The sequence below is a fragment of the Micromonospora sp. NPDC005299 genome, from assembly GCF_042872345.1.
Lineage (GTDB): Bacteria > Actinomycetota > Actinomycetes > Mycobacteriales > Micromonosporaceae > Micromonospora.
The window spans coordinates 85,687-111,110 of the sequence record NZ_JBIAKG010000001.1; the positions used below are offsets into that span (position 1 = coordinate 85,687).

A 25,424-nucleotide genomic window follows, 5' to 3' on the forward strand; every position below is an offset into this window, starting at 1 on the left:
CCTGCCGGCGCTGGCCGCCGCGCTCTGGCCGCTGAGCGACACCGACGCCGCCCGCCGCCTGCCGACGCAGATCCGGGACGGGGCGAAGCTCGGCGTGGCCGGGTTCACCGCCGCTCGCGGAGCCGGCCCCGGTACCCGCCGCGGCGTTCGGCACCGAGGCGCTGGTCCTGGCCTACCTACGGTTGTTCGGGCCGGCCACCCCCGGCGACGTGGCCGGGTTCCTGGGCAGCTCCGCCGGGGAGCTGCGCCGGGTCTGGCCGGCGGACGCGCTGCCCCGCTGCGGGCCCACCAGCAGCAACTCTGGCGAATGCTGGCCAACCCGGGCGCGCTGCTGGTCGACGGCGAGGTCGCTGGCACCTGGCGGGTGAAGCAGGCGACGAAGGGGCGGCTCGACCTGACGGTGACGCCGTTCGCGCCGCTGCCGGCCCGGGTCGCCCGCGCGGTCGAGGCGGAGGCGGAGACGGTCCGCGCGGCCCGCGGCGGCACCGGGGTGCGGGTGACCGTCGAGGCCGGCTGAGCGTTGCGAAACGCCGGCCCCCGAACCGGGGGCCGGCGTCACCGCGGCGGACGGGTCAGTTGTTCGGGTCGTCGGCGCTGACGTCCGCGAGCACCGACTGGGGCTCCCGCTCCACGGCCAGGTCACCCATCGACACCAGGCCGATCAGGCGCCCGTCCTCGGTCACGGGCAGCCGGCGGACCCCGTAGGTGCGCATCAGGTCGGCGGCGGCCACCGCGTCGTCGTACTGGCTGACCGTCACCACGTCCTTGCTGGTGATCTGGTCGAGCTTCGTCGTGTTGGGATCCAGGTTCTCGGCGACGCCCCGGACCGTGATGTCCCGGTCCGTGACGATACCGACCACGTTGTCGCCATCGGTCACCACCACGTCACCGATGGCGCTGTCGCGCATTTCCTGCGCCGCGGCGGTGAGGGTGTCGCTGCCGGCCATCGTCACCAACCGGGTCGTCATGAATTCTCCGACCGTTGTCATGGTGCTCCCCTCTCGGTGTCGGCACCGCGGTCTACCCGGCGGCGCGGGCGAGGTAACGCGGCGGCGGCACCGGCGGTCAGCCGCGCGGCGGCATCCCGTAGAGCCGCTCGACGTGCAGCCGCAGCACCAGCCGGCGCTCGGCCACCATGGCCCGCCGGAAGTCGTCCCAGTCCGGGTGTTCGCCCTGCACCGCCCGGTAGAGCCCGACCAGTTCCTCGACGGTCGGGTCGTCCGGCCGCTCCGCCACCGGGGTCAGCTCGGCGCGGGCCTCGGCCACCGCGTACGCCCAGCCGTCCTCGCTGCTGACGTGGAAGCTGGCCCGGGGGTCGCGGCGCAGGTTCGCGGTCTTCGCCCGGCCGTCGGTCACCGAGATCCGGATCAGCCCGGCGTCCCGGTCGACGGAGTAGACCACGGTGGACAGTTGGGGCCGGCCGTCCCGCTTCAGCGTGGCGAGCACGCCGAGCCGGCGGCTCGCGACGAGGTCGGTCAGGGCCTGCCGGGTCTGCTCGTCCGCCATGGGAGTCAGCGCCCTTCCGCGGCGACGAGTTCGGCGAGCTGCACGGCGTTGAGCGCCGCGCCCTTGCGCAGGTTGTCGTTGGCGCAGAACAGGGCGAGGCCGTGCTCGACGGTCTCGTCGGCCCGGATCCGCCCGACGTAGGTGGGGTCCTGGCCGGCCGCCTCCAGCGGGGTCGGCACCTCGGACAGCGCCACGCCCGGCGCGCCGTCGAGCAGCTCGCGGGCCCGGGCCGGGGTGATCGGGCGGGCGAAGCGCGCGTTGATCTGGAGCGAGTGGCCGGTGAAGACCGGCACCCGGACGCAGGTGCCGGAGACCTTGAGCCCGGGGATCTCCAGGATCTTCCGGCTCTCGTTGCGCAGCTTCTGCTCCTCGTCGGTCTCGAAGGAGCCGTCGTCGACGATCGAGCCGGCCAGCGGGAGCACGTTGAAGGCGATCGGGCGGGCGAACGAGCGCGGTGCGGGGAACTCCGCGGCCGACCCGTCGAAGGCGAGCCCGGCGGCGTGCTCGGCGACCTTGCGGACCTGCTCGTCCAGCTCGGCCACGCCGGCCAGGCCGGCCCCGGAGACCGCCTGGTAGGTGGCGACCACCAGGCTGACCAGCTCGGCCTCCTGGTGCAGCGGGCGCAGGACCGGCATGGCGGCCATGGTGGTGCAGTTCGGGTTGGCCACGATGCCCTTGGGCCGGTCGGCGATGGCGTGCGGGTTGACCTCGGCGACCACCAGCGGCACCTCGGGATCCATCCGGTACGCCGAGGAGTTGTCGATGACGACCGCGCCGGTCTCGGCGACCCGGGGGGCCAGGTCCCGGGAGGTGCCCTTGCCCGCCGAGAAGAGCACGATGTCCAGGCCGCGGTAGTCCGCGGTGGCCGCGTCCTCGACGGTGACCTCGCCGTCGCGCCAGGGCAGCGTGCGCCCGGCCGACCGGGCCGAGGCGAACAGCCGCACCTGCTCCGCCGGGAACTCGCGCTCCGCCAGCACCTGCCGCATCACGCCACCGACCTGGCCGGTGGCCCCCACAATGCCGATCCTCATGCCCGCGAGGCTACCCAGCCGGGCGGGGCCGGCGGGAAGCCTTTCCCAGCGCGCGGGCCGCCGGCCGCCGGCCGCGCCCTTCGCCCGACGGGCCGTCGAGCGGCAACGACACCGGCCGACGACGGGCCGCCGGTGGAGAATCCCCCGCCATCCGCGGCCCGGGCCGCAGCATCCGCGGCCACCCGGCGGAGGCGCGGCGACCGCGCGACGCGACGGGAATCACATCGGCGAGGCCCCGGCGTGGCGGTGTCCCCGGCCGGTCGACACCGCCACCGCGCCGGAGCCGGGTCAGGACGCGTGGTCGACCACGTCGCCGAGGCCGGCGGCCACCAACTCGTCCCGGATCACCGCCGCGTCGCCCTCGACGACCAGGGTGAGCGACTCCGGGTGCAGGTGGGTGGCGGCCGCCGCGGAGACCTCCTCGACGGTCGCGGCGAGCAGCGCCTCGCGCAGCCGGGCGTGGTAGTCGTCCGGCAGGTCGTGCACGACCAGCGTGGTCAGCGCCGACGCGATGGCCCGCGGACTCTGCAGCTCGACGGAGAGCTGGCCGGCCCGCCAGGAGCGGGCCACCGCCAGCTCGTCCTCGGTCACCCCGGTGAGCTGGGTACGCGAGACCTCGCCGACCGCCTCGACCAGGGCCGGCGCGGTCACCGCGGTCTGCACCCCGGAGCTGATGGCGAACCGGCCGAACCGGCGGGACGAGGCGAAGTCCCCGCGGATCCCGTACGTGTAGCCGCGCACCTCGCGGATCAGGTGGTTGAGCCGGGAGGTGAAGGCCCCGCCGAGCACCGTGCCGGCCAGCGACATCGGCACGTGGTCCGGGTGGGCGCGGTGCGGCGCCGGGTGCCCGAGGCGGAGCGTGGACTGCACCGAGCCGGGACGGTCGACCAGGATGATCCGCCGCCGGTCGGACAGCGGCACCTCGATCGGGCCGCCCTTGTCCGCCGCCGCGCCGCCGGCCCCGGTGAACACTGTCGCGGCCAGCGCGTCGAGGTCGATCCGGTCCAGGTCACCGGCGACGATCAGCGTGCCGGGGCGGATGAACCACTCGGAGTGGAAGACGGTCACGTCGTCCACGTCCAGGGCGGCCACGCTCTCCGGGTCCCCGTACATCGGGCGACCCCAGCGGTTGTCCGCGCCGAACAGGTCGGCGCGCAGCACGGCGTCGGCCCGCGGACCAGGGTTCGCCCAGTCCATGCGCAGGGCGGTCGCCTCGTCGTCGCGGACCCGGCGCACGTCCGCCGGGTCGAGCTTCGGCGTCCGCACCGCCTCGGCGAGCAGTTCCACGGCCGCGCTCAGCCGGTCCACCGGTACCTGCACGCTGACCTGGAAGGAGTCCCAGTCGAGACCGGTCACCAGCTCGGTGCCGAGCGCCTCGATCGCCAGGGCGTACGCGGTGGCGTCCCGCTGCGCGGTCCCCTCCTCCAGCGCCTTGGCCAGCACCCCGCCGAGCCCCTCCTTGCCGACCGGCTCCCGGCCGGCGCCGCCGTCGAGCAGCAGCAGCGCGACGGCGAGGTTCTGCCCGGGCAGGTGCGCGGCCACGACCTGCCCGCCGGCGGCGGACCGGCGGACCACCTGCGGGAACCGGTACGGGCGGGCGGCGCCCGGCCCGGGACGGGTGGCGATCAGCGTCATGAGGTCTCCTCGGGCAGGTAGGTCAGGGTCGCCCGGTCGGCCGGCCCGAGCAGCTCGGCGGCCTGCTCGGCGATCTGCTCCGCGGTGACGGCGAGCCAGGCGGGCAGCCGCTCACCGATCTTCGCCGGGTCGCCGAACTGGGTGGCGTACCGGCCGAGGACGTCGGCTCGGCCATCCACCGTGGACATGTGCCGCCACCACTGGGTGCTCAGCAGCGCCTTGGCCCGGTCCAGCTCGGCCGCCGTCACCGGCACGGTGGCCAGCTCGTCGACCACCTCGGTCAGCCCCTCGCGCAGCCGGTCGCCGGACACCCCGGGGCGGGCCGTGGCGGTGGCGATCAGCGGTGCCGGGCCGTGCGCCAGGTCCACGCCGTACGCCCCGACCAGGTCCGGCTGGGCGATCCGTTCCCCGTCGGCGAGGCGCTGGTATAGACGGCTGCCCCGGCCGGTGCCCAGCACGGTGGCGAGCACGGTCGTCACGTCGTATCCCGGGGTGCCGTAGGGGTGGGTGCGGTGCGCGACGTAGACCCGGGGAGCGGGCACGTCGGCGGTCACCGTCTCCACGGCGGGCCGGCCGGTGGCCGGGACGGCGCGCCCGTCCGGGGCCGTCGGCATGTCCTCGCGCGACGGCAGCCCGCCGAAGTACTTGTCGGCCAGCGCGAACACCTCGGCGGCGGTGGTGTCGCCGACCACGGTGAGCACGGCGTTGTTCGGCGCGTACCAGGTGCGGTGGAACGCCTGGAAGGTGGCCAGGTCGGCGGCGTTCAGGTCGGCCATCGAGCCGATCGTGGCGTGGTGGTAGGGATGCCCGGGTGGGTAGAGCAGCGGCAGCAGCCGCAGCCAGGCGTCGCCGTACGGCACGTTCTCGTAGCGCTGGCGGCGCTCGTTCTTCACCACGTCCCGCTGGTTGTCCAGCGTCTCCTGGGTCAGCGCCGGGACCAGCCCGCCCATCCGGTCGGCCTCCAGCCAGAGCGCCAGCTCCAGGTGCTCGGCCGGGACCGTCTCGAAGTAGTTGGTCCGGTCCGGGTTCGTGGTGGCGTTGAGCGAGCCGCCGGAGCCCTGGATGAGCCTCATGTGCTCGGTCTTCGCCACGTTGACCGAGCCCTCGAACATCAGGTGCTCGAAGAGGTGGGCGAAGCCGGTCTGGCCCGCCGGTTCGTGGCGGGAACCCACGTCGTACCAGATGTTCACGGCGACCGCGGGGGCGGTGCGGTCCTCGCTCACCACCACGCGCAGACCGTTGTCCAGTCGGGTCGTCTCGATCGGCCAGGGGTAACCGCTGTCGGGCATGGCACGACGCTATCCGATCTCGCGGGTGGAAAGGTGACGCGTGGGGAGCATCGTCGCCGCGCGCCGGGGTACTCGCCCGGCATGTCCACCCCCGCATCCTCCGCGGTCGAGCGCGCCGCCCTCCTGCTCGCCCGGCTCCGGCGCGCCCGGCTGCTGCATCCCGCCGGCCGCACCTTCTCCGCCGAGGCGCTGATCTGGGGTACGCCGGGCCCACCGACCGGCGTGCCGCTGCTCGACCTGCCCGACCGGTGGCCGGCGACGGTCCGCCTGTCGAAAGGCGTGCCCACTCCCGGGAGCTGGCCGGACGTGCTGGGGGTGGGGATCCGGCTGCACCGCGACCCGGAGCCGCCGGTGGACCTGCTGGCCAGTTCCAGCGCCGCCGCACCGGTGCTGCGTCACCTGCCGCTGCCCCGGCGCGGCTTCACCGGGACGTACAGCTCGATCATGTCCTTCCGGGCCGGCCGGCGGCGGCTGTACCTGGCCGTGCTGGCCGACCCGGACTCGCCGGAGCTGGGCCGCGGCCTGGCCGAACTCCCGGCGGTGGCCGGCCCCGACGGGCCGCGGCTGGTGCTGGCGGTGGCCTCCGCGGTCGGGCCCTGGCGGCCGTTCGGCGAGGTCCGGCTGGGCAGCCGGCGAGGCACCCGGGAGGACGCCGCGCTGGCCTTCGACCCGGTCGGCAACGTGCCGCCGGGCCTGCGGCTGGCCGGTCCGCTCGCCTGGTTGCGGGACACCACCTACCGGGGTTCCCGGCGAGCCCGCGGCGTCGTGCTCAGTCGGGAGGCTCGACGGGGGTGACGGTCTGCTCGGAGGTCCGGTGCTCCAGCACGGTGTCCGGGGCGACGTTCCGGTCCTCCTCCCGGATGTCCGATTCGGCGAGGATCGCGTCGGCCTGCGCCTCCGGATCCTCGCTGCCCACCGCCGCCTCCTCGGGCAGCAGGTGGGCACGGGACTCGATCCGGTCCTGGTCGCTCTCGTGGTGACTCATGCCGTCCCCATACCCCCACGGGGGCGCGGCCTACCCGACGAGCGGGTGGGACCCGCCCCTGAAGTCGGGTACGCTGACGGCCGTGACGTGGTCGTATCGATGGTTTAGGCAGCCGGCTGGAGGAGCCGGTGACTCGACCATGAGCTGACGTCACTTCCTCTTCGAGCCGGCCGGGCAGGGATGATTCCCTGCCCTTTCGCGTACGAGCAGCCGGCTCGATCCCGGGCGCCGGCCCCGGGGAACGGTCGGCGGAAGGAACCCCACCGTGACGACGACCCCGGACGCCCATCGGGTCATCGACCAGCGGATCGACCGCGTCGTGCCGTTGACCACCCCGGCCCTGCTGCACCACCACCTGCCCCTGGAGGACTCCCTCGCCGAGGCCGTGGTGGCCGGCCGGCGTGCCGTCGGCCAGGTGCTGGACCGGGCCGACGACCGGCTGCTGGTCGTGGTCGGCCCCTGCTCGGTGCACGACCCCGCCGCCGCCCTGGAGTACGCGGGCCGCCTGCGCCAGGTCGCCGACCGGCTCGCCGACGACCTGCTCGTGGTGATGCGGGTCTACTTCGAGAAGCCGCGCTCGACCGTGGGCTGGAAGGGCCTGATCAACGACCCGGGTCTGGACGGCTCGGGCGACGTGAACACCGGCCTGCGCACCGCCCGGGCGCTCCTGCTCGACGTGGTGCGGCTGGGCCTGCCGGTGGGCTGCGAGTTCCTCGACCCGATCACCCCGCAGTACATCGCCGACACGGTGGCCTGGGGCGCGATCGGCGCCCGGACCGTGGAGAGCCAGGTGCACCGGCAGCTCGCCTCCGGCCTGTCCATGCCGATCGGCATGAAGAACCGCCCCGACGGCAGCATCTCCACCGCGGTGGACGCGATCCGGGCGGCCGGCGTGCCGCACGTCTTCCCCGGCATCGACGTCTCCGGCACCCCGGCGATCATGCACACCCGGGGCAACGCCGACGGTCACCTCGTGCTGCGCGGCGGCGGTGGCCGGCCGAACTACGACGCGGAATCGGTGGCGGGGGCGCTGGACCTGCTGCGCGCGGCCGGGCTGCCCGAGCGGGTGGTGGTCGACGCCAGCCACGCCAACAGCGGCAAGGACCACCGCAACCAGCCGCGGGTCGCCGCCGACGTGGCCGCCCAGCTCGCCGCCGGCCAGCGCGGCATCGTCGGCATCATGCTGGAGAGCTTCCTCCAGCCCGGCCGCCAGGACCTCGACCCCACCCGCGAGCTGGAGTACGGCAAGTCGGTGACCGATGCCTGCATGGGCTGGGACGCCACGGCCGAGGTCCTCGACCACCTCGCCCAGGCCGTCCGCACCCGCCGAGCCACCCTCCCCACCCCCGCGTGAGCGGGGGTGGGGACGTTTGACCGATTCGGGCCCGGGTAGCTGGTCGGCGTGACCGACGACGCGCCCGTGACCGAGCAGCCGGACACCCGGCAGCTCGACGAACTGCTCGACGACATCTTCCGTGGCCAGGAGCGGATGAGCCAGGCGGACATCTACCGCCGGGCGGTGTCCGCCGAGCTCCCCGCCGACCTGCTGTCCCGGATCGACAGGCTGCCCGAGGGCGAGTACGCGGTCGACGAGGCGGCCGACCTGCTCGGCGGGACGGTGGCCTGAGCCGGCGGCGAGGCGGCCCGAGGACGGAGAGGACAGCGCCATGACCGACCGCAACGAGGAACACGAGCACCCTCCGGCGCTCGGCGAGCCACCCGAGGGCACGGACACGCTGCCGGAGCCCGACTTCGCCAGCGAGCACGACCAGACCGCGGTCTCCGACGATGTCATCACCGGTGAGGACAGCGACGAGAGGGAGCCGGAGGCGTCGCGCGGCTGGGCCGGCGAGGACCACGGCACCACCCCCACCTGAGCCCGGGAACGCGAGAAGGGGGCCGGCGCGCCGCGCCGGCCCCCTTTCCGTCGTGCGGTCAGTCCTTCCGGTGCCCGCCCTCGGCCGCCTGCTGGGCCACCGCGTACCCCATCTGGAGGAAGTCGGAGGCCGCCACCGCGGTCAGCGCGGTGGCGACGAGGCGGGTCAGCCGGGGTGCCAGCACCAGCCCGCCGGTGAGGCCGGTGGCGACCCAGACCGCCAGGCAGAACGGGCAGCTCAACAGCTCGCCGAGGGCGTGCCGGGTGGCGCTGCCCTGGTCGCGGACCTGTTCCATCACCTCGCCGCTGCCGATCGGGTGGTCGTACCGGGTGAACGGCGCGCGGAGCGGGCTGGTGATCGCGTCCTTGGAGAGCAGCCGGCTCAGCTTGTGGGTCGCGATCGAGAGCAGCACCACATCCCCGGGCGAGGGCCGCTCCGGCACCGGGCGGCCGGTCGCCTTGACCAGGCCGACCAGCGACGCGGTGACGGCGCCGTACGTGCCCATGGCCGCCAGGTAGCCGCCCAGCGGCCGGTACTCGTGCGGCGCGTACGCCTGGCGCAGCCGCGCCACCTTCTGCTTCAGGCCACTCCCGGTCACCCGGCCTCCTTTTCTCGTCGTGGCGGCCGGCTCAGCCGGCGTTCAGGTTGTCCGACACCTCGCGGGCGAGGCTGGCCAGGATCTCGTCGGCCATCCCGTGGTCGGTGCCGTTCAGGTCGAGCCGGACCCGGGCGCCACCGGCGTCGGCCGGCTCCACGTCGATGTCCGCCGACCAGCCGGCGGCCTCGGAGCTCCAGCGGGCCCGCATGTCCTCGGCGTCGACCACCTCCACCCGGTGCGTGCCGGAGCGGCGCAGCTCCTCGGGCAGCCAGGCCGACGACCGGTCCGGGTCGGTGGCGGTGTTGAAAACCACCTCGGGGGGCGCGGACATGCCGCGCTCGGCGTGGTTGCTCATCAGGCGTCCCGGAGCCGGCTCGGGTCGACCTCCCGGCCCGGGTTCCGGGCCAGGTACTCGGTCTCCAGCTCGGCGGTGCGGCGCAGGTGGTTGGCGAGCGCCGAGTCGGTGGCGTGCCGGAGGGTGTCCAGCCGGGTCCGGTGCAGGCTCTGCATCTCCCGGATCAGGTCCTCGTCGCCGAGCTCGGCGGGGTCCACCCCGAGCAGTTCACCGTCGACGTCCTGGGTGCGGGCGTGGTCGCCGTCCCACTCGGTCACCCGCTGCTCCGGGCTGGCGTCACGGCGTACTGATTCGGTCATCGTCGCCCCCTCGTCTCGTTCGGGCTGGCGTCTAGACGGATGCCCAGCCGGGCTGCCACCAAACCCGACCACCTACGACACCGCGTCGGAGACGGCCGGTGGGCCCGGTACCCTCGATGGCATGAAGCGGCTCTGGACACCGGCGTGGATCGCCCGCCACGTGGCCATGGTCGTGCTGGTGGTGGGCTTTCTCGGGCTGGGCTGGTGGCAGGTCACCCGGGCCGCCGGGGGCAACACGCTGAGCTTCGGTTACGCGATCGAGTGGCCGGTCTTCGCCGCCTTCGTGGTCTTCGTCTGGTGGCGTGAACTGCGGCACACGCTGCGGGCCACGCGCGAGGAGCCGACCACCCCGGCGCCGCCGACGGCCGCCGGCCCCGAGCCGGCCGCCGCCACCCCGGCGGTACGCCGGCCGGTGCGGGTCAGCCGGGTGCCGGCCGTCCCGGTCGGCGGGGCCGACGACGGCGAACTGGCCGCCTACAACCGCTACCTTGCATGGTTGAACGCCAACCCGGGCGCGAGGCCCGGCGACTATCCCGGCTGAGGCCGGTGCGGAAGGACGGACGACGGTGGGCGGAGCCCTTACCCGGTACCGCGTGATCGCCTGGATCGTGGGCGTGGCGCTGGTGGTGCTGGTCCTGATCGGCATGCCGCTGAAGTACGGCTTCGACAATCCGACCGTGGTGGCCGTGGTCGGCACCGCGCACGGCTGGCTCTACATGATCTACCTGGCGCTCACCTTCGACCTGTCGCGCCGGGCCGACTGGCCGCTCAAGCGGATGCTGCTCGTGATGCTCGCCGGCACCGTGCCGTTCGTCTCGTTCTACGCCGAGCGCCGGGTGAGCCACTGGATGGCCGCCGAGCGGGCGACCCGGACCCCGGAGCCGGTCGCCGGCTGACCCGGCCGGTCAGCGGTTCGGCCGCCACGCCTCGGCCGCCGGCGGGGCCGCCCAGCCGCCGTGGCGTGCCCCCTCCCGGGCGCGTTGCAGGGCGCGGGTGACCTGGCCGAACTGCCGCTCGTTGTCGCTGCTGAACAGCAGCACCTCGGTGCCGCGGAGCCGGCCCCACAGCTCGTGCGAGGGAGGCCGCCAGCGGTCCCCGATCAGCACGAGCAGCAGCGGCAGCAGCCCGACCGCGCCCAGCGTGAGGTACGCCGCCGCGGTGAGCCGTTGCAGCCCGCCGGTGAAGCCGAGCAGCACACCGACCGCGCCGATCAGCGCCGCGGAGACGCCGACCGCCCGGAGGGCGAGCCGGTCGTGCGGGCCGCGGGCGGTCCAGAGCTGGGTGATCTCGGCGACCGGCCAGCTGTTGCGGCCCACGGTGAAGCGCTCGCCGGTGACCACGATGCCCGGCCGGGCGTAGAGCAGGGTGGATGAGGCCGCGCCCGGCGACCGGGGCGGGCGGGTGGTGGAGCCATCGGTCTGCACGGCGGCCTCCCGGGGGTTCGCGGGCCGGGCCTCCGCGCCGTCGGCGTTGCCGCACTGCGGGATTCCCGGCCTCCGCGCTTCATTGTGTTGCCGGCGCGCCACCCGGCCTGGCGTTTTCCCTGGCCACGCGCCTGCGGCCGAACGACGGTCGCGCCAGGAAACAGGACCAATTTCCGCCTTTGTCGCGACTTTGCGCCGCGCTGCCTGGCGACATCCGCCCAGAACGACGAATCGGGCCACTGGTGCGATCCGCCCAGCCGATTCCGGCGCCACGACGGCCCGCCCGCGAACCGGTCACCAAGCGTCACCGGCACCGGCGGCACTTCCTGACACTTTGCCAACTTTCGCCCCTGCTTCAACTCCCCGTCACTCCGGTCACGGGTTAGGTTGGGCAGGCCGGTCCGGTCGACCGCCATCCACCCGGATGGCCCCGGGGTCGGTGTCGCCGGGTGGCACGCCGCGCCGGCGAGGAATCGGAGAGGAGCTTTCCGCTCTTGTCGTCCTTACGGATCCTGCTGCGCTCGCTGGCGGTGGCCGGCCTCTCGGCCGCGCTGCTCGCCCCGGCGTCGGTGGCTCGGGCCGAGCCCACCCCTGCCGAGCTGACGAAGCAGATCGAGAAGTCCTCGACTGAGCTGGAGCGAATCGTCGAGTCGTACAACAAGCTCAACGAGGAGATCAAGGCCAACAAGGCCACCGCCGCCACGTTGCAGGCCAGGATCGGCCCGTTGCAGGAGCAGGCCGAGCGGAGCCGGGCCGACGTCGGCGTCCTCGCCGCCACGGCGTACAAGACCGGGGGCATGCGCACCGTGCAGGCCCTGCTGGAGCCGGGCGGGCCGGCCACGCTGCCGGACCGGCTGGGCACCCTGGACCAGCTGACCCGCCAGCGGCAGCAGACCATCAGCGGCTTCACCGAGAGCCAGCGCCGGCTCATCGACCAGAAGACCCGGCTCGACGCCACGCTGGCCCGGGAGGCGGCGCAGGCCAAGCAGCTGACCGCCGGCAAGAAGAAGATCGAGGCGGACCTGGCCCGCCTCTACGAGCTGCGCCGCAAGGCGTACGGCCGGGCCACGGAGACGCCCGCGCGGTCCAGCTCCGCCGGCAGCGCCCCGGCCATCTCCGGTTCCGCCGGCGTGGCCGTGCGTTACGCCTACGGCGCGATCGGCAAGCCGTACGGCTACGGCGACGACGGCCCCGGCAGCTACGACTGTTCCGGGCTGACCCTGGCGGCCTGGCGGGCCGCCGGCAGGTCCCTGCCGCACAACGCGGCGATGCAGTGGAACGCCACTTCACGGATCAGCCGGGGCTCGCTGCAACCCGGCGACCTGGTGTTCTACTCCGGTCTCGGGCACGTGGCGCTCTACGTGGGCGGCGGCCAGATCATCGACGCGCCCAGCGCGGGCCGCAACGTCAACAAGCGCGACATGGACATCATGAGCATCGCCGGCTACGGCCGGGTGCGCTGACCCGGACGGCGAACGGCCGGCGTCCCCCTATCGGACGCCGGCCGTTCGTCGATTCCATTACTACCAGCTCAGGCCGCCTGCAGCCCCTCCGCGCGGGCCAGCTCACGGAGCCGGCCGAGGGCCTGGATCTCCAGCTGGCGGATCCGCTCGCGGGAGAGCGAGAACCGCGAGGCCACCTCGGTCAGCGAGTGCTCACGCCCGTCCTCCAGGCCGTACCGGGCCCGCATGATGCCGGCCGAACGGTCGTCGAGGTGGTTGAGCAGACCCTCGATCCGCTGCCGCTCCAGGCCGGTGAGGACGATCTCCTCCGGCGACGGGGCGTCGCTGTCGGCGACCAGGTCGCCGAGGTTGGTGTCGCCGTCGTCGCCCACCGGGGTGTCCAGCGAGACGGTGTCCTGCGACCAGCGGCGCAGCTCGTTGACCCGCTCGACGGTGACGCCGAGGGCCGCCGCGATCTGCTCCGGCTCCGGGTCGCTGCCCAGCTCACGGGTGAGCTGCCGGGCCACGTTGCGCATCCGGTTGACGTCCTCGACCAGGTGCACGGGCAGGCGCACGGTGCGCTCCTGCTGGGCGATCGCCCGGCTGATGGCCTGGCGGATCCACCAGGTCGCGTAGGTGGAGAACTTGTAGCCGCGCTCGTAGTCGAACTTCTCGACCGCCCGGACCAGGCCGGTGTTGCCCTCCTGGATCAGGTCCAGCATGGGCATGCCCGACCGTACGTAGCGGCGGGCGATCGAGACGACCAGTCGCAGGTTGGCGCGGATGAACAGGTCCTTCGCGCGCTCTCCCTCGACGACCAGCCGCTCCAGGTCCTCCCGGTCGACGCCGGCGGGGACGCGGTCCGCGCCGAGCAGGTGCTCGGCGTAGAGGCCGGCCTCGATCGCCTTGGAGAGATCGACCTCCTTGGCGGCGTCCAGCAGCGGCGTACGGGAGATCTCGTGCAGGTAGACGCCGACCAGGTCCCGCTCCTCGGCGACCTCGTCGGTACGCATGCCGATGTTCTTGTCCACGATTGCCACGGTCCCCTCGCTCGCGCCGGTTGCCCGGTTCCTTGCCATCCCCACGTTCATCAGCCCTCCCCGTAACCTCCGCTGTGCCCGTAGGTGCTGACACCTACACAACAGATGAGACGCGTCGGGGATTCCATGTCGTGAGTCGAAACTGTCACGAATGCCTGAGTAGTAGCTGAGAGCCCGGTCCATGTTTGCTGTCAGGACCCCTGCTCGGGTGGCTCGCGTACGCCCCGGTCGGAGGGCGTCGGAGCAGCGGAATCGTCGTCCGCTCAGGAAATCGCACCATTGCGAATTCCATGAACACAGCGACCCGCGTCACCGCTTCGGTGCGATCCTGGTCACTGCGAGATACGCGCCCGCAGGCCGGTCGGTTCAGCCACGGGTGAGGATTACCCCACGCCTCCTTGAACAATCCGCAGCGGGAGAGCCGTACCCACCCGGCACGTGACCCGCGTCGCACCGGTGGTGCGGAGCCGGCCGGGAGGGGATCCGGCCGGCGGGGGCGTCAGGAGGCGAGCAGGGCGAGCGCGCCGCGCACCTGGTCGGCGGAGCGGGCCAGGGCGGCCCGGGCGGCGGAGACCTCGGCGCCGGAGACCAGCGAGACGAGGGCGGTCTTGAGGTCGCCGTCGGCCTCGTTGAGGGCGCTGCGGCACACCTCCTCGGCGCAGCCGGTGGCCTCCATGAGGATCGAGATCATCCGGCCGCGCAGCTTCGCGTTGGTGGCCACCATGTCGATCATCAGGTTCGAGTAGACCCGGCCGAGGCGCACCATGACCGCCGTGGAGAACGTGTTGAGCACCAGCTTCTGCGCGGTGCCCGCCTTCATCCGGGTCGACCCGGTGACCACCTCGGGTCCGGTGTCCACCCCGATGAAGACGTCCACCGACGCGGCGGCGTCGGCCTCCGGATTGGCGCAGAGCAGCACCGTCGCGGCCCCCTGCGCCCGGGATGCGGCGAGCGCCCCGAGGACGTACGGGGTGCGCCCGCTGGCGGCCAGGCCCACCACCAGGTCGCCGGGGCGTACGCACTCGGCGGCCTCGGCGGCGCCGCCGCGCTCGTCGTCCTCGGCGTCCTCGACGGCCCGCCACATGGCCTCGGGGCCGCCGGCCAGGTGGGCGCAGAACCAGTGCCGCGGGGAGTTGAAGGTGGGCGCCAGCTCAGCGGCGTCGAGCACGCCGAGGCGGCCGGAGGTGCCGGCGCCGAAGTAGTGCACCCGGTTCCCACCGCGCAGCGCGGCGACGGCCAGGTCGACGGTCTCGGCGATCTCGTCGAGGACGGCGGCCACCGCGGCCGGCACCCGCCGGTCCGCCTCGTTGATGACGGTGAGCACGTCCCGGGTCGACATCAGGTCGAGGTCGAGGCTGTGCGGGTTGCGCCGCTCGGTGGGGGCGCCCACCCGGACCACGGGCCGCACGGCGGCCACCTCGTCCCGCTCCACCCGTCCCGCCGTCATGCCCGCCTCCGGCCGGCGCCCACCCGGTGGGACTGGACCGCCTCGGCGGTCGCTTCCAGGGCCTTGCGGGCCTTGGCCCGGTTCCGTGCGGCCACCCCGACGAAGAGGCAGTCGACCACGGTCAGCTGGGCCAGCCGGCTGGCCATCGCGCCGGAGCGGTAGGTGGTCTCGCGGGCCGCGGTGGTCAGCACGTGGTCGGCGACGTCGGTGATCGGCGAGCGGGGGAAGTTGGTCAGCGCGACGGTCGTGGCGCCCCGGGCGCGGGCCTGGTCGAGCACCTCGATGACGTCCGAGGTGGTGCCGGTGTGCGAGATGCCGACCGCGACGTCGCCCCGGCCGAGCAGGGCGGCCGAGGTGAGCGCGGTGTGCACGTCCGGGAAGTAGAAGGCGGTGCGGCCGATGCGGTGCAGCTTCTGCTGGAAGTCCGAGGCGACGAAGCCGCTGGCGCCGGCGCCGTAGACGTCGATCCGGCCGGCCGCGACGATCGCCTCGACCACCTGCTCGCAGACGGCCGGGTCGAGCTGCTCGGCGGTTTCCTCGACGGCCCGCGCGTCGTTGAACGCGATGGTGGCGATGATCTGGGCCAGGTCGGCGCCGGGCGGGATGTCGCCGCCGACCACCCGGGCGTCCGGTGGCTCGATCCGGCGGGCGGCCTCGGCGGCGAGCCGGATGCGCAGCTGGGGGTAGCCGTCCATGCCGACCGACCGGCAGAACCGGATGACGGTGGCCTCCGATGTCTCGGCGGCGGTGGCGAGGTCCGTGATCGTACGCCGGGCGGCGGCGGCCGGATCGGAGACGACCAGCCGGGCCACCCGCTGCTCGGCCGGGGACAGCGAGGGCAGCAGCCCGCTGATGTGGACGATCAGTCCACCGGGCTCGTGACTCGCAGAAATCTTCGGACTCTTCGCCACGGATGAAACTTACTTTCATGAGGCGTGACCGTCAACCATGACGGCGCGTATCGGGAAAAGTACCGCCTACCGCGCCCGCTCCCGGCGCCAAGGGTCCCATTCCCGCAGCCCGACCGCCTCCTCCGCTCCGGTCGACTCCGGCGCGCCGGCCGACGGGCGGCTCGGCCGTCGCGCCGGCCGGGTCGGCCGGACGGCCTCGCCCAGGTCACCGGTCGGCCGGGGCCGCGGGCGACCGGCATCGACCGGCCCGGATCGCGCCCCGGCCACCGCCGGGCCGGCCGGGCGGCTAGCGTGTGCCCATGGCGGAGCGCACGGTGCTGGTGACCGGCGGCACGGGCGGGCTGGGCGGTGCGGTCACCGCCGCCTTCCTCGAGGCCGGCTGGCGGGTGGTCGTACCCGGACGGGAGGGTCTCGGGACGGCCCCGGCGGCCGGCGCGGAGGCCCTTGTCCGACGGCAACTTCAGCCGGGCGCGTCCGACGCCGCGGGGCGACCTGAAGCCGTCGCGGCGGACCTGCTGGACCCCGACGGGGCCGCACGGGCGGTGGCCGTCGCCACCGCCGAGCCGAGCGCGCCGCTGCGCGCCGTGGTCAACCTGATCGGCGGGTACGCCAGCGGCGGCCTGGTGCACGAGACCCCGATCGAGGAGTTCGACCGGATGCTGCGGATCAACCTGCGGCCCACGTACCTGGTCACCCAGGCCGCGCTGCCGCACCTCGTGGCGGCCGGCGGCGGCGCGGTGGTCTGCGTGTCGGCGCGGGCCGCGGTGGCCCCCTTTCCCGGCGCGGCCGGCTACGTCACGGCCAAGGCGGCCGTGCAGGCCTTCGCCAACGCCGTGGCCGTGGAGTACCGGCAGCGCGGCGTGCGCTGCAACACCGTGCTGCCCAGCGTGATCGACACCCCGGCCAACCGGGCCGCCCAGCCGGACGCCGACCACGGTCGCTGGGTCCCGCCCGCCGAGATCGCCGCGGTGATCCGCTTCCTGGCCTCCGACGAGTCGGCGCCGACCAGCGGGGCCAGCATCCCGGTCTACGGGCGGGCCTGAGCCGGCACCGGTTCGCCGCGCCCCGCCCCGCCGGACGGCGGGCGGGTGCCCCCCGGGCCCGGCCCGGCCGGCGGGGGCGGGTCGCCCGGGAGCCACTCGGTCAGGTGTGCGCGGATCCGGCGCGACACCTCCTCCGGGGTGCCACTGCCGTCCACCACCACGAAGTTGCCGTACTCCGGCAGCGTCCGGTACGCGGTGGCCGCGGCGCTGAGCCACCGCATGCTCTCGTGGTCGGTGCCGCGCCGCTCGATCCGCCGGTACGCCTCGGCCGGGTCCAGGGTGAGCAGGAAGGTGACCCGGGGCGGCGGGAAGACCCGGTAGCCGGCCCGGGCCAGCCGCTCCCAGCGCTGCCCGCCGTGCGCCCGGATGCTGGCGTACTGGCAGGCGGACCAGCGATCCATCACCGCCGTCCGGCCGGTCACGAGGCACGTCAGCAGGGCGAGGGCGATGGCCAGCCAACGGAGCAGGGACTCCAGGGCGAGCAGCCCGTTGCGCCCGACGAGCCGCTGCGCGTCGGGCCGGCCGACCCGCTGGGCCAGCCGGCCGAGCCAGCGGCGGCCGCCCGCGTTGCGGTGGTAGGTGGCGGGATGGCCTGCGGCGGTGAGCGCCTCGGCGAGCCGGTGGGCCTGGGTGGTCTTGCCCGAGCCGTCGATGCCGATCAGGGCGACGGCGCGCAGTCGGGCCCCGCCGCGCCGCACCCACAGTGACCTGGCCACCCTCCCGAGGCTATCCGACCAGTGCTCGCCTTCGGCGTTTGTCCGCATATGTCCCCGGCACGGCGGGCCGCGTCCCCAACAGGTGTGGCCGACCCGTTCGCCGGGTACGCAACTTCATTCCCACCGCCACCCACGACGACGGGAGACCCAGAATGGCCGAGCGCGGGGACGAGACCCTGGTGCACACGCTGAAGAAGGTCGCCGCCGTGCTCAAGCAGTCCGAGATCCCCTTCGCGCTCGGCGGCAGCTTCGCCGTGTACGCCCACGGCGGCCACTCCAGCGACCACGACGTGGACTTCCTGATCCGGCAACAGGACGTGGACCAGGCCCTGGAGGCACTGGTCGAGGCCGGCTTCACCGCCGAGCGCCCGCCCGAGGACTGGCTGGTCAAGGTCTACGACGAAGGCCGGATGGTCGACCTCATCCACCGGCCGATCGAGACTCCGGTGACCGAGGAGACCTTCGCCGACACCATCGTGCGGCCGGTCGACGCCATCCACATGCCGGTGCTCTCGGCCAGCCAGCTCATGGTGCACAAGCTGCTCAGCTTCTCCCAGCACTACTGCGACTTCGCCCGGGCCCTGCCGCTCGCCCGCTCACTGCGGGAACAGATCGACTGGGAACGGGTACGGAAGGAGACGCAGCACTCGCCGTACGCCGAGGCGTTCCTGGTGCTGCTCGACCGGCTCGACGTGCTGCCCGGCGGCGCGTCCGGAGGAAGGGAAACCCCGTGACCGGACAACACGGCGGCGCGCCGCCCGACGAGTACGTCGAGGCGGAGATCCAGAGCATGTTGGCCGAGGACCCGGACGTCGCCGAACAGGGCATCACCGTGGTGCGCCGCGAGCGCGGCCTGATGCTCTACGGCGAGGTGGAGAGCCCGCACCGGCGGGAGGAGATCCTGCGCCGGGTGGCCGAGCGCTTCCCGGACGTGCCGGTCACCAGCGACATCGGCGTGATCCGCGCGCAGGCGCCCAGCGAGGTCGAGGAGCTGCCGTGAGGGAGGTGCGATGGTGATCCGGATCGCCGCCGTCGGCGACGTTCACCTGGACGAGGACGTGGTCGGCCGGTTCCGGCCGGCCCTGGAGGAGCTGCCCGACTGCGCCGACGTGCTGCTGCTCGCCGGGGACCTGACCCGGCACGGCACCGAGTCCGAGGCGCGCTGCGTGGCGCAGGAGTTCGGTGACCTCGGCGTGCCGGTCATCACCGTGCTCGGCAACCACGACCACCAGTGCGACGAGGTGCCGCAGGTGGTGAAGGTGCTGGAGGATGCCGGGATCACCGTCCTGGAGGGGACCGGGATCGTGCTGGAGTGCGCCGGCGGGCGGCTGGGCGTGGCCGGGGCGAAGGGGTTCGGCGGCGGGTTCGCCGGGCGGTGCGCCAGCGACTTCGGCGAACCGGAGATGAAGGCGTTCGTCCGGACCACCAAGGACAGCGCGGACGCGCTCGGCGCGGCGCTGCGCGGGCTGGACTGCGACGTGCTGGTCGCGCTCACCCACTACTCCCCCGTGCCGGACACGCTCGCCGGCGAGCCCCTGGAGATCTACCCGTTCCTCGGCTGCTACCAGCTCGGCCAGGCGATCGACTCGGCCCCCACCGCGCTGGCCCTGCACGGGCACGCCCACCACGGCACCGAGCGGGGCACCACCCCGGGCGGCGTACGCGTCCGCAACGTCGCGCACCCGGTCATCAAGCAGGCGTACAGCATCTTCCACCTGGGTGATCACCTGGACTGAGAAGCAGGTTTCCCGGATCCGACGGACGGGTATCCAGCCGACATGGAGCTGATTCTCTGGATTCTCGCAGTCGTACTGGTGGTCGCCGGCATCCTCGCTCTGTTCCGCCGGCAGATCCTGTGGGGCATCGTCCTCATCATCGTCGGCCTGTTGGTCGGGCCGGGCGGCGTCAGCATCTTCAACAATTAGCGTCGACCTCCCACCACCCCTGACCCGCCGGGGTCGTCGGGTCCGAAGCTCCGTCCTCCCAGACAGGGGCTCCGGATCCGGCGACCCCGGCGTCGTGCTGCCGGCCGGTCTGTCCCCGGGGCCAGCGGGCATCCGGTGACATGACGATCTCGGGAACCATCGGGCGGGTCGGGCGCGGCCGCAGGTGGTGGCCGCTGCTGGGCTTCGGCGCCGCGGTGACCTTCGCCGGCGCGCTCAACCTCGCCATCTGGCGGCTCAACGGGTGAGGGGCGCGGGGCGGTCGGCCCCGCGCCCACCTCGGGTCAGCAGCGCGGCACGCCGGGGATGTAGCCGTCGTAGCCGGTGTAGACGTACGCGTCGGAGATGAACCGGCCGGAGCCGATCCGGTCCCAGATCGAACTCGTCCCGTAGGTGCCGGTGACGCTGGTGCCGCTGGTCTGGCAGTAGATGGTGACGCCGGCGCCGTCGGCCACCGAGCCGACCGCGCTGTAGCCGGTGCCCGGGCCGGAGCGCACCGTCAGGGCCGCGCCCGCGGTGTTCACCGTGCCCGCCCCGGTGTTCGCGCCGGAGCACCCGTTGTCGCTGGTGTAGGTCTTCGTGCCCCAGTAGAGGGCGAGGGCCCCGTTGAACCGCACCTGGATGTCGCTGCCGTTCAGCCGCTGCTCGTAATGCAGGTGCGGACCCGTGGAGCCGCCGGTGCTGCCCACGTAGCCGATGACCCGGCCGTAGCCGACGGTCTGCCCGACCGAGACGTTGAAGCTGCTCAGGTGGGCGTAGTAGGTGGTGTATCCGTTGCCGTGGTCGATCCGCACGTACTTGCCGTAGCTGGTCCCGCCGAGGTCGGTCACCCGGTCCACGGTGCCGGGCGCGCTGGCCACCACCGGGTCGCCCAGGTCGTCGGTGCGGTTGAAGTCCACGGCGTAGGCCGGGCTGTGGTCGGACCGCGTCTGGCCGGACCATGCCTGGTTGCAGGGGAACGGAACCTTGAACGTCGGCGCGGCCATCGCCGGCGCCGCGGGGATCAGCGCCACGAGGACGGCGGTCACCGCCGCGAGGCTGAACCAGCGTTTGCGCATCCACTGCCTCCTATGTTGAAAGTTTTCGATCCGATTGGGACAGGGTGGCAGAAAGTTCCATCGATGGGAAGGGGTCCCACCCGGGACCGGTCAGCGCAGCGTGGGAGCGCGCCCACGGCCGGTGAGCGGGTTTCGGGATTGTTACCGGGCCGTGTCCGGCAGGGGGTGGACCGGACGCGATGCAAGCGCTTACATGTGTGGACGACCATCGGACCGGCGCGAGTTCGATTTCCTCCACGCGCCGGCAAGGAAGGAGATCGGCATGGCGTTTGCCAGATCACGCCAGGCTCTCGCGATCGCCGGCGTTCTGGGGCTGGCGCTCGGCGTCACCGCCTGCGGCACCGGCAACGACAAGAAGAGCAGCAAGGCAAGCTCACCCGAGTGCGCCGCATACGAGAAGTACCAGGGCCACGACGGCAAGAAGGTCACCATCTACTCGTCGATCCGGGACATCGAGGCCGACCGCCTGGACCAGTCCTGGAAGCAGTTCGAGGACTGCACCGGCATCGACATCGACCACGAGGGCAGCGCCGAGTTCGAGGCGCAGCTCGGCGTCCGGGTCGACGGTGGCAACGCTCCCGACCTGGCCTTCATCCCGCAGCCGGGCCTGCTCAAGCGGTTCGTCGACTCGGGCAAGATCAAGACGGTCGGCGCCGACACCAAGGCGCTGGCCGAGCAGAACTTCTCCCCCGACTGGCTGAAGTACAGCACCGTGGACGGCAAGCTCTACGGCGTGCCGCTCGGCTCCAACGTGAAGTCCTACGTGTGGTACTCGCCGAAGACCTTCAAGGAGAAGGGCTGGTCCGTCCCGACCACCTGGGACGACCTGATCGCGCTCAGCGACAAGATCGCGGCGAGCGGCACCAAGCCGTGGTGCGCGGGTATCGAGTCCGGTGACGCCACCGGCTGGCCGGCCACCGACTGGATCGAGGACGTGCTGCTGCGCACGCAGGGGGTGGAGGTCTACGACCAGTGGACCACCCACGGCATCCCGTTCAACGACCCGAAGGTCGCTGACGCGGTCGACAAGGCGGGCAGCATCCTCAAGAACGAGAAGTACGTCAACGGCGGCTTCGGCGGCGTGAAGAGCATCGCCACCACCTCCTTCCAGGAGGCCGGCACGCCCATCACCACCGGCAAGTGCGCCATGCACCGCCAGGCGTCCTTCTACGCCAACCAGTGGCCGCAGGGCACCAAGGTGGCCGAGGACGGTGACGTCTTCGCGTTCTACTTCCCGGCCGTCGACCCGGCCAAGGGCAAGCCGGTGCTGGGTGCCGGCGAGTTCGTCTCGGCGTTCGCCGACCGTCCCGAGGTCCAGGCGGTGCAGACCTACCTGGCCTCCGGCGAGTACGTCAACAGCCGCGCCAAGATCGGCGACTGGCTGTCGGCGAACAAGAAGCTCGACATCAACAACGTCCCGAACCCGGTGGACAAGCTCTCCGTCCAGATCCTGCAGGACCCGAAGACCGAGTTCCGGTTCGACGGCTCGGACCTGATGCCGGCCGCGGTCGGCGCGGGCACCTTCTGGAAGGGCATGGTCGACTGGATCAACGGCAAGGACACCACCACGGTGCTGAACGGCATCGAGAGCAGCTGGAAGTGATCTGAGGCGGTGGCCCGGTCCGCGTCGCGGGCCGGGCCACCGCCCGCAACCGAACCCTTGAGGGAGGGTCGATGGAGTTCGACTTCGCGGCGGAACAGCCGAAGTTCCTCATGCTGATGTACGGGCTGATCGCTTTCGTCGCGGTGGTGGGCGGTCTGCTCCTGCTCCTCGACGTGGTGCCGGCCTGGTTCGACCGCCGCCGGGAGGCGAGGCTGGTCGCGGCCGTGGCGAGCGGCACGCCCCTGCCGCGCCGGCGCAAGCCGCGGGAAGGCGCGATCGCGCTCTTCTTCCTGTTGCCGACACTGCTGTTCCTCGCCGTCGGGCTGGTGGTGCCGGCGATCCGGACCACCCTCCTCTCGTTCATGGACAAGGACAGCAGCAACTGGGTGGGCCTGGCCAACTACACCTGGATGTTCTCCGAGGACTCCATCATCCGCGTGCTGATCAACAGCCTGACCTGGGTGCTGCTGGTTCCGCTGGTGGCCACCGCGTTCGGCCTGATCTACGCCGTCCTCGTGGACAAGGCCCGGTTCGAGTCGGTGGCCAAGTCCCTGATCTTCCTGCCGATGGCGATCTCGTTCGTCGGCGCCGCCATCATCTGGAAGTTCGTCTACGCCTACCGGGGCGATGGCGACCAGATCGGCCTGCTCAACCAGATCGTCGTGAGCCTGGGCGGCGAGCCGAAGCAGTGGCTGCTGGAGTCGCCGCTGAACACCTTCCTGCTCATCGTGATCATGGTCTGGATCCAGGCGGGCTTCGCCATGGTGGTGCTCTCCGCGGCGATCAAGGCCATCCCGGCCGACATCGTCGAGGCGGCCCGCCTCGATGGCGTCTCCCCGTGGCAGATGTTCTGGCGGATCACCATGCCGAGCATCCGGCCGGCGGTGATCGTCGTGGTGGTGACGCTCTCGATCGCCACGCTCAAGGTCTTCGACATCGTCCGGACCGCCACCAACGGCAACTACGACACCAGCGTCATCGCGAACGAGATGTACAACCAGGCGTTCCGCTACGGCCAGCCCGGACAGGGCTCCGCGCTCGCGGTCTTCCTCTTCGTCCTGGTCATCCCGATCGTGATCTACCAGATCCGTAACCTGCGCCAGCAGCGGGAGGGCTGACATGACCACCGCCACCCCCACCGTCGGAGCCGGCGTCCAGGCCACCGCGACGCCCGGCCGGGCCGCCCGGGTCCGCAAGCGGCTGAACAGCCGCACCGCGACACTGGTCTCGATCGTGCTCGCGCTGCTCTGGACGGTCCCGACCTTCGGCCTGTTCATCTCCTCGTTCCGGCCCGAGAACCAGATCAAGACCACCGGCTGGTGGACGTTCTTCAGCGACCCGCAGTTCACCCTGGAGAACTACCGGGAGGTGTTGTTCAGCACCGGCTCCTCCGGGCAGCTGGCCAGCTACTTCATCAACTCGCTGGCGATCACCATCCCGTCGGTGCTCTTCCCGATCGCCTTCGCCTCACTGGCCGCGTACGCGCTCGCGTGGATCAACTTCAAGGGGCGGGACTGGGTCTACATCGCCATCTTCGCGATGCAGATCGTGCCGCTGCAGATGGCGCTCGTGCCGCTGCTGAAGTTCTTCTCCACCGGCGTGACCATCGCCGGGATCCAGGTGCTTCCCGCCTGGGACCTGGTCGACGAGCAGAAGTTCGCGCAGGTGTGGTTCGCGCACACCTGCTTCGCGCTTCCGTTCGCCGTCTACCTGCTGCACAACTTCATCTCGCAGCTGCCGGGCGAGCTGATGGAGTCGGCCCGGGTCGACGGCGCCACCCACCCGAAGATCTTCCGGACCATCGTGCTGCCGCTGATCACCCCCGCGCTGGCCGCGATCGGCATCTTCCAGTTCCTCTGGGTCTGGAACGACCTGCTGGTCGCACTGATCTTCGCGGGCGGCGGCGACGAGACCGCCCCGCTCACCGTCCGGCTCGCCGAGCTGGCCGGCACCCGGGGCAACGAGTGGCAACGGCTGACGGCCGGCGCGTTCGTATCGATCGTCGTACCGCTGATCGTGTTCCTGTCCCTCCAGCGCTTCTTCGTGCGGGGCCTGCTCGCCGGCAGCGTCAAGGGCTGATCCGCTGCTCCGCCGCCGCCGGTCCCCCGGCGGCGGCGGGCGCGGGTCGGGAGCGGGGAACCAATGACGAAGATTGACGATGTCGCCCGTCTGGCCGGGGTCTCCACGGCCACCGTCTCCCGGGCGCTGCGCGGCCTGCCGACGGTCTCGGCCGCGACGCGGCGCCGGGTCCTCGCCGCCGCCGAGCAACTCCAGTACGCCGTCTCGCCGAGCGCCTCCCGGCTGGCCGGCGGGAAGACCGGCACGGTGGCCGTGGTGGTCCCCCGGATCACCCGCTGGTTCTTCGGCACGGTGGTCGAGGCGGTCGAGGACTACCTCCACCGGAACGGCTACGACCTGCTGCTCTACAACCTCGGCGGGCGGGAGCAGGTCCGGCAGCGGGTGCTGCACCCGGCCAGCCTGCACAAGCGGGTCGACGCGATCATCCTGGTCGCCACCCCGCTGCGCCCGGCCGACCTGACCGCGCTGACCAAGCTGGCCCTGCCGGGCGTGACCATCAGCTCCGGCAGCGGGGTGCCCGGCTGGCCCTGCGTCCGGATCGACGACGTGGCCGCGGCGCGGACCGCCACCCGGCACCTGCTCGACCTCGGCCACACCCGGATCGCGCACATCTCCGGCGACCCGGACGACGAGCTGGCCTTCACCACCCACCTGGACCGGCGACGCGGCTACGAGGAGGCGCTGCGCGCCGCCGGGCTCCGGCCCGACCCAAGTCTCGACGTCGAGTCGCAGTTCACCGTCGACGGCGGCACCCGGGCGACCGCCGAGCTGCTGGCCCGGGGGGAGCCGCCCACCGCGATCTTCGCCGCCTGCGACGAGATGGCGATGGGCGCTATGACCGCGCTGCGCGACGCGGGCCTGCGGGTGCCGCAGGACGTCAGCGTGATCGGCATCGACGACCACGACCTGGCCGGCGCACTCGGCCTGAGCACGATCGCCCAACCGGCGGCGGAGCAGGGGCTCCTCGCCGCGCGGATGCTCCTCGACCCGCTGGGTGGGCGCGCCGCCCACCCGTACCCCGGGCTGGTGTCGGCGCCGCGCGGCGCCGGCGCCGACGACGGGTCGCCGGCCTCGGTGATCCTGCCCACTCGCCTGGTGGTGCGCGAATCGACCGCGCAGCCCCGGGCAAACTGAACGGATTCG

At 72.8% G+C, this 25,424-nt stretch carries 33 protein-coding genes and 1 pseudogene; 19 read left to right on the forward strand and 15 right to left on the reverse strand.

The genetic code is table 11. The features are described from left to right. Positions 1 to 167: 167 nt before the first annotated feature. Both ACFYPD_RS00435 and ACFYPD_RS00440 read left to right on the forward strand, forming a co-directional pair. Positions 168 to 368, forward strand: a complete 201-nt coding sequence (locus ACFYPD_RS00435; RefSeq protein ID WP_387109075.1) for a hypothetical protein — start codon at positions 168 to 170, stop codon at positions 366 to 368. After that, positions 308 to 517, forward strand: a complete 210-nt coding sequence (locus tag ACFYPD_RS00440; protein WP_387107153.1) for a DNA glycosylase AlkZ-like family protein — start codon at positions 308 to 310, stop codon at positions 515 to 517. The genes ACFYPD_RS00435 and ACFYPD_RS00440 overlap by 61 nt, the downstream gene beginning before the upstream one ends. Before the next feature lie 55 nt (positions 518 to 572). Here ACFYPD_RS00440 and ACFYPD_RS00445 read toward each other — a convergent pair whose 3' ends face one another. From ACFYPD_RS00445 to ACFYPD_RS00465, 5 genes are all read right to left on the reverse strand, one after another. Continuing rightward, positions 573 to 989 (reverse strand): CBS domain-containing protein, encoded by a 417-nt coding sequence (locus tag ACFYPD_RS00445; protein WP_387107156.1) that lies wholly within the window; start codon positions 987 to 989, stop codon positions 573 to 575. A gap of 76 nt (positions 990 to 1,065) precedes the next feature. After that, entirely contained in the window at positions 1,066 to 1,506 is a 441-nt protein-coding gene (locus tag ACFYPD_RS00450) for a PPOX class F420-dependent oxidoreductase (protein WP_387107158.1), read from the reverse strand. A 5-nt stretch (positions 1,507 to 1,511) separates the two neighbouring features. Then, positions 1,512 to 2,537, reverse strand: coding sequence for an aspartate-semialdehyde dehydrogenase (locus ACFYPD_RS00455; RefSeq protein ID WP_387107161.1), 1,026 nt, complete (start codon positions 2,535 to 2,537; stop codon positions 1,512 to 1,514). A gap of 288 nt (positions 2,538 to 2,825) precedes the next feature. Next, a complete protein-coding gene (locus ACFYPD_RS00460) occupies positions 2,826 to 4,172 on the reverse strand; it encodes a M16 family metallopeptidase (RefSeq protein ID WP_387107163.1) in 1,347 nt (448 codons plus the stop codon). Next, positions 4,169 to 5,461 carry a M16 family metallopeptidase gene (locus ACFYPD_RS00465; RefSeq protein ID WP_387107165.1) on the reverse strand — a complete coding sequence of 431 codons (1,293 nt, stop codon included), beginning with the start codon at positions 5,459 to 5,461 and terminating at the stop codon, positions 4,169 to 4,171. Before ACFYPD_RS00465 ends, ACFYPD_RS00460 begins: the two co-directional genes overlap by 4 nt. 81 nt (positions 5,462 to 5,542) lie before the next feature. Between ACFYPD_RS00465 and ACFYPD_RS00470 the strand changes: the two genes are divergently transcribed. Continuing rightward, positions 5,543 to 6,256, forward strand: a complete 714-nt coding sequence (locus tag ACFYPD_RS00470; RefSeq protein WP_387107167.1) for a phosphodiesterase — start codon at positions 5,543 to 5,545, stop codon at positions 6,254 to 6,256. Here ACFYPD_RS00470 and ACFYPD_RS00475 read toward each other — a convergent pair. Then, positions 6,231 to 6,446, reverse strand: coding sequence for a hypothetical protein (locus tag ACFYPD_RS00475; RefSeq protein ID WP_387107170.1), 216 nt, complete (start codon positions 6,444 to 6,446; stop codon positions 6,231 to 6,233). The genes ACFYPD_RS00470 and ACFYPD_RS00475 overlap by 26 nt on opposite strands. A 265-nt stretch (positions 6,447 to 6,711) precedes the next feature. Here ACFYPD_RS00475 and ACFYPD_RS00480 point away from each other — a divergent pair, with 265 nt between their 5' ends. From ACFYPD_RS00480 to ACFYPD_RS00490, 3 genes are read left to right on the forward strand one after another with little or no spacing between them, the layout of a single operon-like run. Further along, positions 6,712 to 7,800 carry a 3-deoxy-7-phosphoheptulonate synthase gene (locus tag ACFYPD_RS00480; RefSeq protein WP_387107172.1) on the forward strand — a complete coding sequence of 363 codons (1,089 nt, stop codon included), beginning with the start codon at positions 6,712 to 6,714 and terminating at the stop codon, positions 7,798 to 7,800. Between the two features lie 39 nt (positions 7,801 to 7,839). Beyond that, complete coding sequence (locus ACFYPD_RS00485) at positions 7,840 to 8,073, forward strand: hypothetical protein (RefSeq protein WP_387109077.1); 234 nt, start codon at positions 7,840 to 7,842, stop codon at positions 8,071 to 8,073. 40 nt (positions 8,074 to 8,113) lie between these two features. Next, the gene (locus tag ACFYPD_RS00490; RefSeq protein ID WP_387107175.1) at positions 8,114 to 8,323 is read left to right on the forward strand and encodes a hypothetical protein; all 210 of its coding nucleotides are present in this window, start codon (positions 8,114 to 8,116) and stop codon (positions 8,321 to 8,323) included. Between the two features lie 58 nt (positions 8,324 to 8,381). Here the strand turns inward: ACFYPD_RS00490 and ACFYPD_RS00495 are convergent, their stop codons facing one another. The 3 genes from ACFYPD_RS00495 to ACFYPD_RS00505 are packed head-to-tail and all read right to left on the reverse strand — an operon-like array spanning position 8,382 to position 9,575. Next, complete coding sequence (locus ACFYPD_RS00495; protein ID WP_387107178.1) at positions 8,382 to 8,921, reverse strand: DUF1360 domain-containing protein; 540 nt, start codon at positions 8,919 to 8,921, stop codon at positions 8,382 to 8,384. Positions 8,922 to 8,952: 31 nt separating this feature from the next. Beyond that, on the reverse strand, positions 8,953 to 9,276 hold the full coding sequence (locus ACFYPD_RS00500; RefSeq protein ID WP_387107180.1) for an SRPBCC family protein: 324 nt from the start codon (positions 9,274 to 9,276) through the stop codon (positions 8,953 to 8,955). Then, positions 9,276 to 9,575 (reverse strand): DUF6158 family protein, encoded by a 300-nt coding sequence (locus ACFYPD_RS00505; RefSeq protein ID WP_387107183.1) that lies wholly within the window; start codon positions 9,573 to 9,575, stop codon positions 9,276 to 9,278. Before ACFYPD_RS00505 ends, ACFYPD_RS00500 begins: the two co-directional genes overlap by 1 nt. 121 nt (positions 9,576 to 9,696) lie before the next feature. On the opposite strand from ACFYPD_RS00505, the gene ACFYPD_RS00510 reads away from it, so the two are divergent. Then, entirely contained in the window at positions 9,697 to 10,116 is a 420-nt protein-coding gene (locus ACFYPD_RS00510) for a hypothetical protein (RefSeq protein WP_387107186.1), read from the forward strand. Positions 10,117 to 10,141: 25 nt separating this feature from the next. Further along, on the forward strand, positions 10,142 to 10,471 hold the full coding sequence (locus ACFYPD_RS00515; RefSeq protein ID WP_387107189.1) for a DUF3817 domain-containing protein: 330 nt from the start codon (positions 10,142 to 10,144) through the stop codon (positions 10,469 to 10,471). A gap of 9 nt (positions 10,472 to 10,480) precedes the next feature. Here the strand turns inward: ACFYPD_RS00515 and ACFYPD_RS00520 are convergent, their stop codons facing one another. Beyond that, positions 10,481 to 10,999: a DUF6232 family protein gene (locus ACFYPD_RS00520; RefSeq protein ID WP_387107192.1), complete on the reverse strand. Its 519-nt coding sequence runs from the start codon at positions 10,997 to 10,999 to the stop codon at positions 10,481 to 10,483. Between the two features lie 494 nt (positions 11,000 to 11,493). Between ACFYPD_RS00520 and ACFYPD_RS00525 the strand changes: the two genes are divergently transcribed. After that, on the forward strand, positions 11,494 to 12,462 hold the full coding sequence (locus ACFYPD_RS00525) for an NlpC/P60 family protein (RefSeq protein ID WP_387107194.1): 969 nt from the start codon (positions 11,494 to 11,496) through the stop codon (positions 12,460 to 12,462). A 68-nt stretch (positions 12,463 to 12,530) separates the two neighbouring features. On the opposite strand, the gene ACFYPD_RS00530 is transcribed toward ACFYPD_RS00525, so the two are convergent. The 3 genes from ACFYPD_RS00530 to ACFYPD_RS00540 form a co-directional block, all read right to left on the reverse strand. Further along, the gene (locus ACFYPD_RS00530) at positions 12,531 to 13,520 is read right to left on the reverse strand and encodes an RNA polymerase sigma factor RpoD/SigA (protein ID WP_387107196.1); all 990 of its coding nucleotides are present in this window, start codon (positions 13,518 to 13,520) and stop codon (positions 12,531 to 12,533) included. Positions 13,521 to 13,980: 460 nt separating this feature from the next. Next, positions 13,981 to 14,928: an N-acetylmuramic acid 6-phosphate etherase gene (murQ, locus tag ACFYPD_RS00535; RefSeq protein WP_387107199.1), complete on the reverse strand. Its 948-nt coding sequence runs from the start codon at positions 14,926 to 14,928 to the stop codon at positions 13,981 to 13,983. After that, the gene (locus tag ACFYPD_RS00540; protein WP_387107201.1) at positions 14,925 to 15,839 is read right to left on the reverse strand and encodes a MurR/RpiR family transcriptional regulator; all 915 of its coding nucleotides are present in this window, start codon (positions 15,837 to 15,839) and stop codon (positions 14,925 to 14,927) included. The genes murQ and ACFYPD_RS00540 overlap by 4 nt, the downstream gene beginning before the upstream one ends. Positions 15,840 to 16,138: 299 nt before the next feature. On the opposite strand from ACFYPD_RS00540, the gene ACFYPD_RS00545 reads away from it, so the two are divergent. Next, on the forward strand, positions 16,139 to 16,882 hold the full coding sequence (locus ACFYPD_RS00545) for an SDR family NAD(P)-dependent oxidoreductase (protein WP_387107203.1): 744 nt from the start codon (positions 16,139 to 16,141) through the stop codon (positions 16,880 to 16,882). Here the strand turns inward: ACFYPD_RS00545 and ACFYPD_RS00550 are convergent. Then, complete coding sequence (locus tag ACFYPD_RS00550) at positions 16,867 to 17,646, reverse strand: dTMP kinase (protein ID WP_387107205.1); 780 nt, start codon at positions 17,644 to 17,646, stop codon at positions 16,867 to 16,869. The two genes, ACFYPD_RS00545 and ACFYPD_RS00550, sit on opposite strands and share 16 nt — an antisense overlap. A 104-nt stretch (positions 17,647 to 17,750) precedes the next feature. Here ACFYPD_RS00550 and ACFYPD_RS00555 point away from each other — a divergent pair, with 104 nt between their 5' ends. The 5 genes and pseudogenes from ACFYPD_RS00555 to ACFYPD_RS00575 all read left to right on the forward strand — a co-directional run bounded on the left by ACFYPD_RS00555 (position 17,751) and on the right by ACFYPD_RS00575 (position 19,789). Further along, the gene (locus ACFYPD_RS00555; protein WP_387107207.1) at positions 17,751 to 18,332 is read left to right on the forward strand and encodes a nucleotidyltransferase; all 582 of its coding nucleotides are present in this window, start codon (positions 17,751 to 17,753) and stop codon (positions 18,330 to 18,332) included. 56 nt (positions 18,333 to 18,388) lie between these two features. Beyond that, a complete protein-coding gene (locus ACFYPD_RS00560) occupies positions 18,389 to 18,598 on the forward strand; it encodes a hypothetical protein (RefSeq protein WP_387109080.1) in 210 nt (69 codons plus the stop codon). A 10-nt stretch (positions 18,599 to 18,608) separates the two neighbouring features. Then, a pseudogene (locus ACFYPD_RS00565) lies at positions 18,609 to 19,386 on the forward strand (metallophosphoesterase). Beyond that, on the forward strand, positions 19,377 to 19,523 hold the full coding sequence (locus tag ACFYPD_RS00570) for a GPGG-motif small membrane protein (protein ID WP_189197857.1): 147 nt from the start codon (positions 19,377 to 19,379) through the stop codon (positions 19,521 to 19,523). The pseudogene ACFYPD_RS00565 and the gene ACFYPD_RS00570 overlap by 10 nt, the downstream one beginning before the upstream one ends. Before the next feature lie 140 nt (positions 19,524 to 19,663). Further along, complete coding sequence (locus tag ACFYPD_RS00575) at positions 19,664 to 19,789, forward strand: hypothetical protein (RefSeq protein WP_387107209.1); 126 nt, start codon at positions 19,664 to 19,666, stop codon at positions 19,787 to 19,789. 36 nt (positions 19,790 to 19,825) lie between these two features. On the opposite strand, the gene ACFYPD_RS00580 is transcribed toward ACFYPD_RS00575, so the two are convergent. After that, entirely contained in the window at positions 19,826 to 20,599 is a 774-nt protein-coding gene (locus tag ACFYPD_RS00580) for a peptidoglycan DD-metalloendopeptidase family protein (RefSeq protein ID WP_387107211.1), read from the reverse strand. 262 nt (positions 20,600 to 20,861) lie between these two features. On the opposite strand from ACFYPD_RS00580, the gene ACFYPD_RS00585 reads away from it, so the two are divergent. The 4 genes from ACFYPD_RS00585 (at position 20,862) to ACFYPD_RS00600 (ending at position 25,415) form a co-directional block, all read left to right on the forward strand. Continuing rightward, positions 20,862 to 22,202, forward strand: coding sequence for an ABC transporter substrate-binding protein (locus tag ACFYPD_RS00585; protein WP_387107214.1), 1,341 nt, complete (start codon positions 20,862 to 20,864; stop codon positions 22,200 to 22,202). 71 nt (positions 22,203 to 22,273) lie between these two features. Then, entirely contained in the window at positions 22,274 to 23,320 is a 1,047-nt protein-coding gene (locus ACFYPD_RS00590) for a carbohydrate ABC transporter permease (protein WP_387107217.1), read from the forward strand. Position 23,321: 1 nt separating this feature from the next. Beyond that, the gene (locus ACFYPD_RS00595) at positions 23,322 to 24,281 is read left to right on the forward strand and encodes a carbohydrate ABC transporter permease (RefSeq protein WP_387107219.1); all 960 of its coding nucleotides are present in this window, start codon (positions 23,322 to 23,324) and stop codon (positions 24,279 to 24,281) included. A gap of 63 nt (positions 24,282 to 24,344) precedes the next feature. Further along, positions 24,345 to 25,415, forward strand: a complete 1,071-nt coding sequence (locus ACFYPD_RS00600) for a LacI family DNA-binding transcriptional regulator (RefSeq protein WP_387107222.1) — start codon at positions 24,345 to 24,347, stop codon at positions 25,413 to 25,415. The last annotated feature ends 9 nt before the right edge of the window (positions 25,416 to 25,424 follow it).

Bases quoted from the DNA above. Each gene is read 5' to 3' on its own strand.
- ACFYPD_RS00530 (WP_387107196.1), bottom strand. From the start codon at position 13,520: ATGGCAAGGAACCGGGCAACCGGCGCGAGCGAGGGGACCGTGGCAATC.
- murQ (WP_387107199.1), bottom strand. From the start codon at position 14,928: ATGACGGCGGGACGGGTGGAGCGGGACGAGGTGGCCGCCGTGCGGCCC.
- ACFYPD_RS00470 (WP_387107167.1), top strand. From the start codon at position 5,543: ATGTCCACCCCCGCATCCTCCGCGGTCGAGCGCGCCGCCCTCCTGCTC.
- ACFYPD_RS00600 (WP_387107222.1), top strand. From the start codon at position 24,345: ATGACGAAGATTGACGATGTCGCCCGTCTGGCCGGGGTCTCCACGGCC.
- ACFYPD_RS00475 (WP_387107170.1), bottom strand. From the start codon at position 6,446: ATGAGTCACCACGAGAGCGACCAGGACCGGATCGAGTCCCGTGCCCAC.
- ACFYPD_RS00490 (WP_387107175.1), top strand. From the start codon at position 8,114: ATGACCGACCGCAACGAGGAACACGAGCACCCTCCGGCGCTCGGCGAG.
- ACFYPD_RS00450 (WP_387107158.1), bottom strand. From the start codon at position 1,506: ATGGCGGACGAGCAGACCCGGCAGGCCCTGACCGACCTCGTCGCGAGC.
- ACFYPD_RS00570 (WP_189197857.1), top strand. From the start codon at position 19,377: ATGGAGCTGATTCTCTGGATTCTCGCAGTCGTACTGGTGGTCGCCGGC.
- ACFYPD_RS00505 (WP_387107183.1), bottom strand. From the start codon at position 9,575: ATGACCGAATCAGTACGCCGTGACGCCAGCCCGGAGCAGCGGGTGACC.
- ACFYPD_RS00500 (WP_387107180.1), bottom strand. From the start codon at position 9,276: ATGAGCAACCACGCCGAGCGCGGCATGTCCGCGCCCCCCGAGGTGGTT.
- ACFYPD_RS00560 (WP_387109080.1), top strand. From the start codon at position 18,389: ATGTTGGCCGAGGACCCGGACGTCGCCGAACAGGGCATCACCGTGGTG.
- ACFYPD_RS00440 (WP_387107153.1), top strand. From the start codon at position 308: ATGCTGGCCAACCCGGGCGCGCTGCTGGTCGACGGCGAGGTCGCTGGC.
- ACFYPD_RS00550 (WP_387107205.1), bottom strand. From the start codon at position 17,646: ATGCGGACAAACGCCGAAGGCGAGCACTGGTCGGATAGCCTCGGGAGG.
- ACFYPD_RS00575 (WP_387107209.1), top strand. From the start codon at position 19,664: ATGACGATCTCGGGAACCATCGGGCGGGTCGGGCGCGGCCGCAGGTGG.
- ACFYPD_RS00580 (WP_387107211.1), bottom strand. From the start codon at position 20,599: ATGCGCAAACGCTGGTTCAGCCTCGCGGCGGTGACCGCCGTCCTCGTG.
- ACFYPD_RS00555 (WP_387107207.1), top strand. From the start codon at position 17,751: ATGGCCGAGCGCGGGGACGAGACCCTGGTGCACACGCTGAAGAAGGTC.
- ACFYPD_RS00445 (WP_387107156.1), bottom strand. From the start codon at position 989: ATGACAACGGTCGGAGAATTCATGACGACCCGGTTGGTGACGATGGCC.
- ACFYPD_RS00590 (WP_387107217.1), top strand. From the start codon at position 22,274: ATGGAGTTCGACTTCGCGGCGGAACAGCCGAAGTTCCTCATGCTGATG.
- ACFYPD_RS00465 (WP_387107165.1), bottom strand. From the start codon at position 5,461: ATGCCCGACAGCGGTTACCCCTGGCCGATCGAGACGACCCGACTGGAC.
- ACFYPD_RS00545 (WP_387107203.1), top strand. From the start codon at position 16,139: ATGGCGGAGCGCACGGTGCTGGTGACCGGCGGCACGGGCGGGCTGGGC.
- ACFYPD_RS00585 (WP_387107214.1), top strand. From the start codon at position 20,862: ATGGCGTTTGCCAGATCACGCCAGGCTCTCGCGATCGCCGGCGTTCTG.
- ACFYPD_RS00455 (WP_387107161.1), bottom strand. From the start codon at position 2,537: ATGAGGATCGGCATTGTGGGGGCCACCGGCCAGGTCGGTGGCGTGATG.
- ACFYPD_RS00460 (WP_387107163.1), bottom strand. From the start codon at position 4,172: ATGACGCTGATCGCCACCCGTCCCGGGCCGGGCGCCGCCCGCCCGTAC.
- ACFYPD_RS00510 (WP_387107186.1), top strand. From the start codon at position 9,697: ATGAAGCGGCTCTGGACACCGGCGTGGATCGCCCGCCACGTGGCCATG.
- ACFYPD_RS00595 (WP_387107219.1), top strand. From the start codon at position 23,322: ATGACCACCGCCACCCCCACCGTCGGAGCCGGCGTCCAGGCCACCGCG.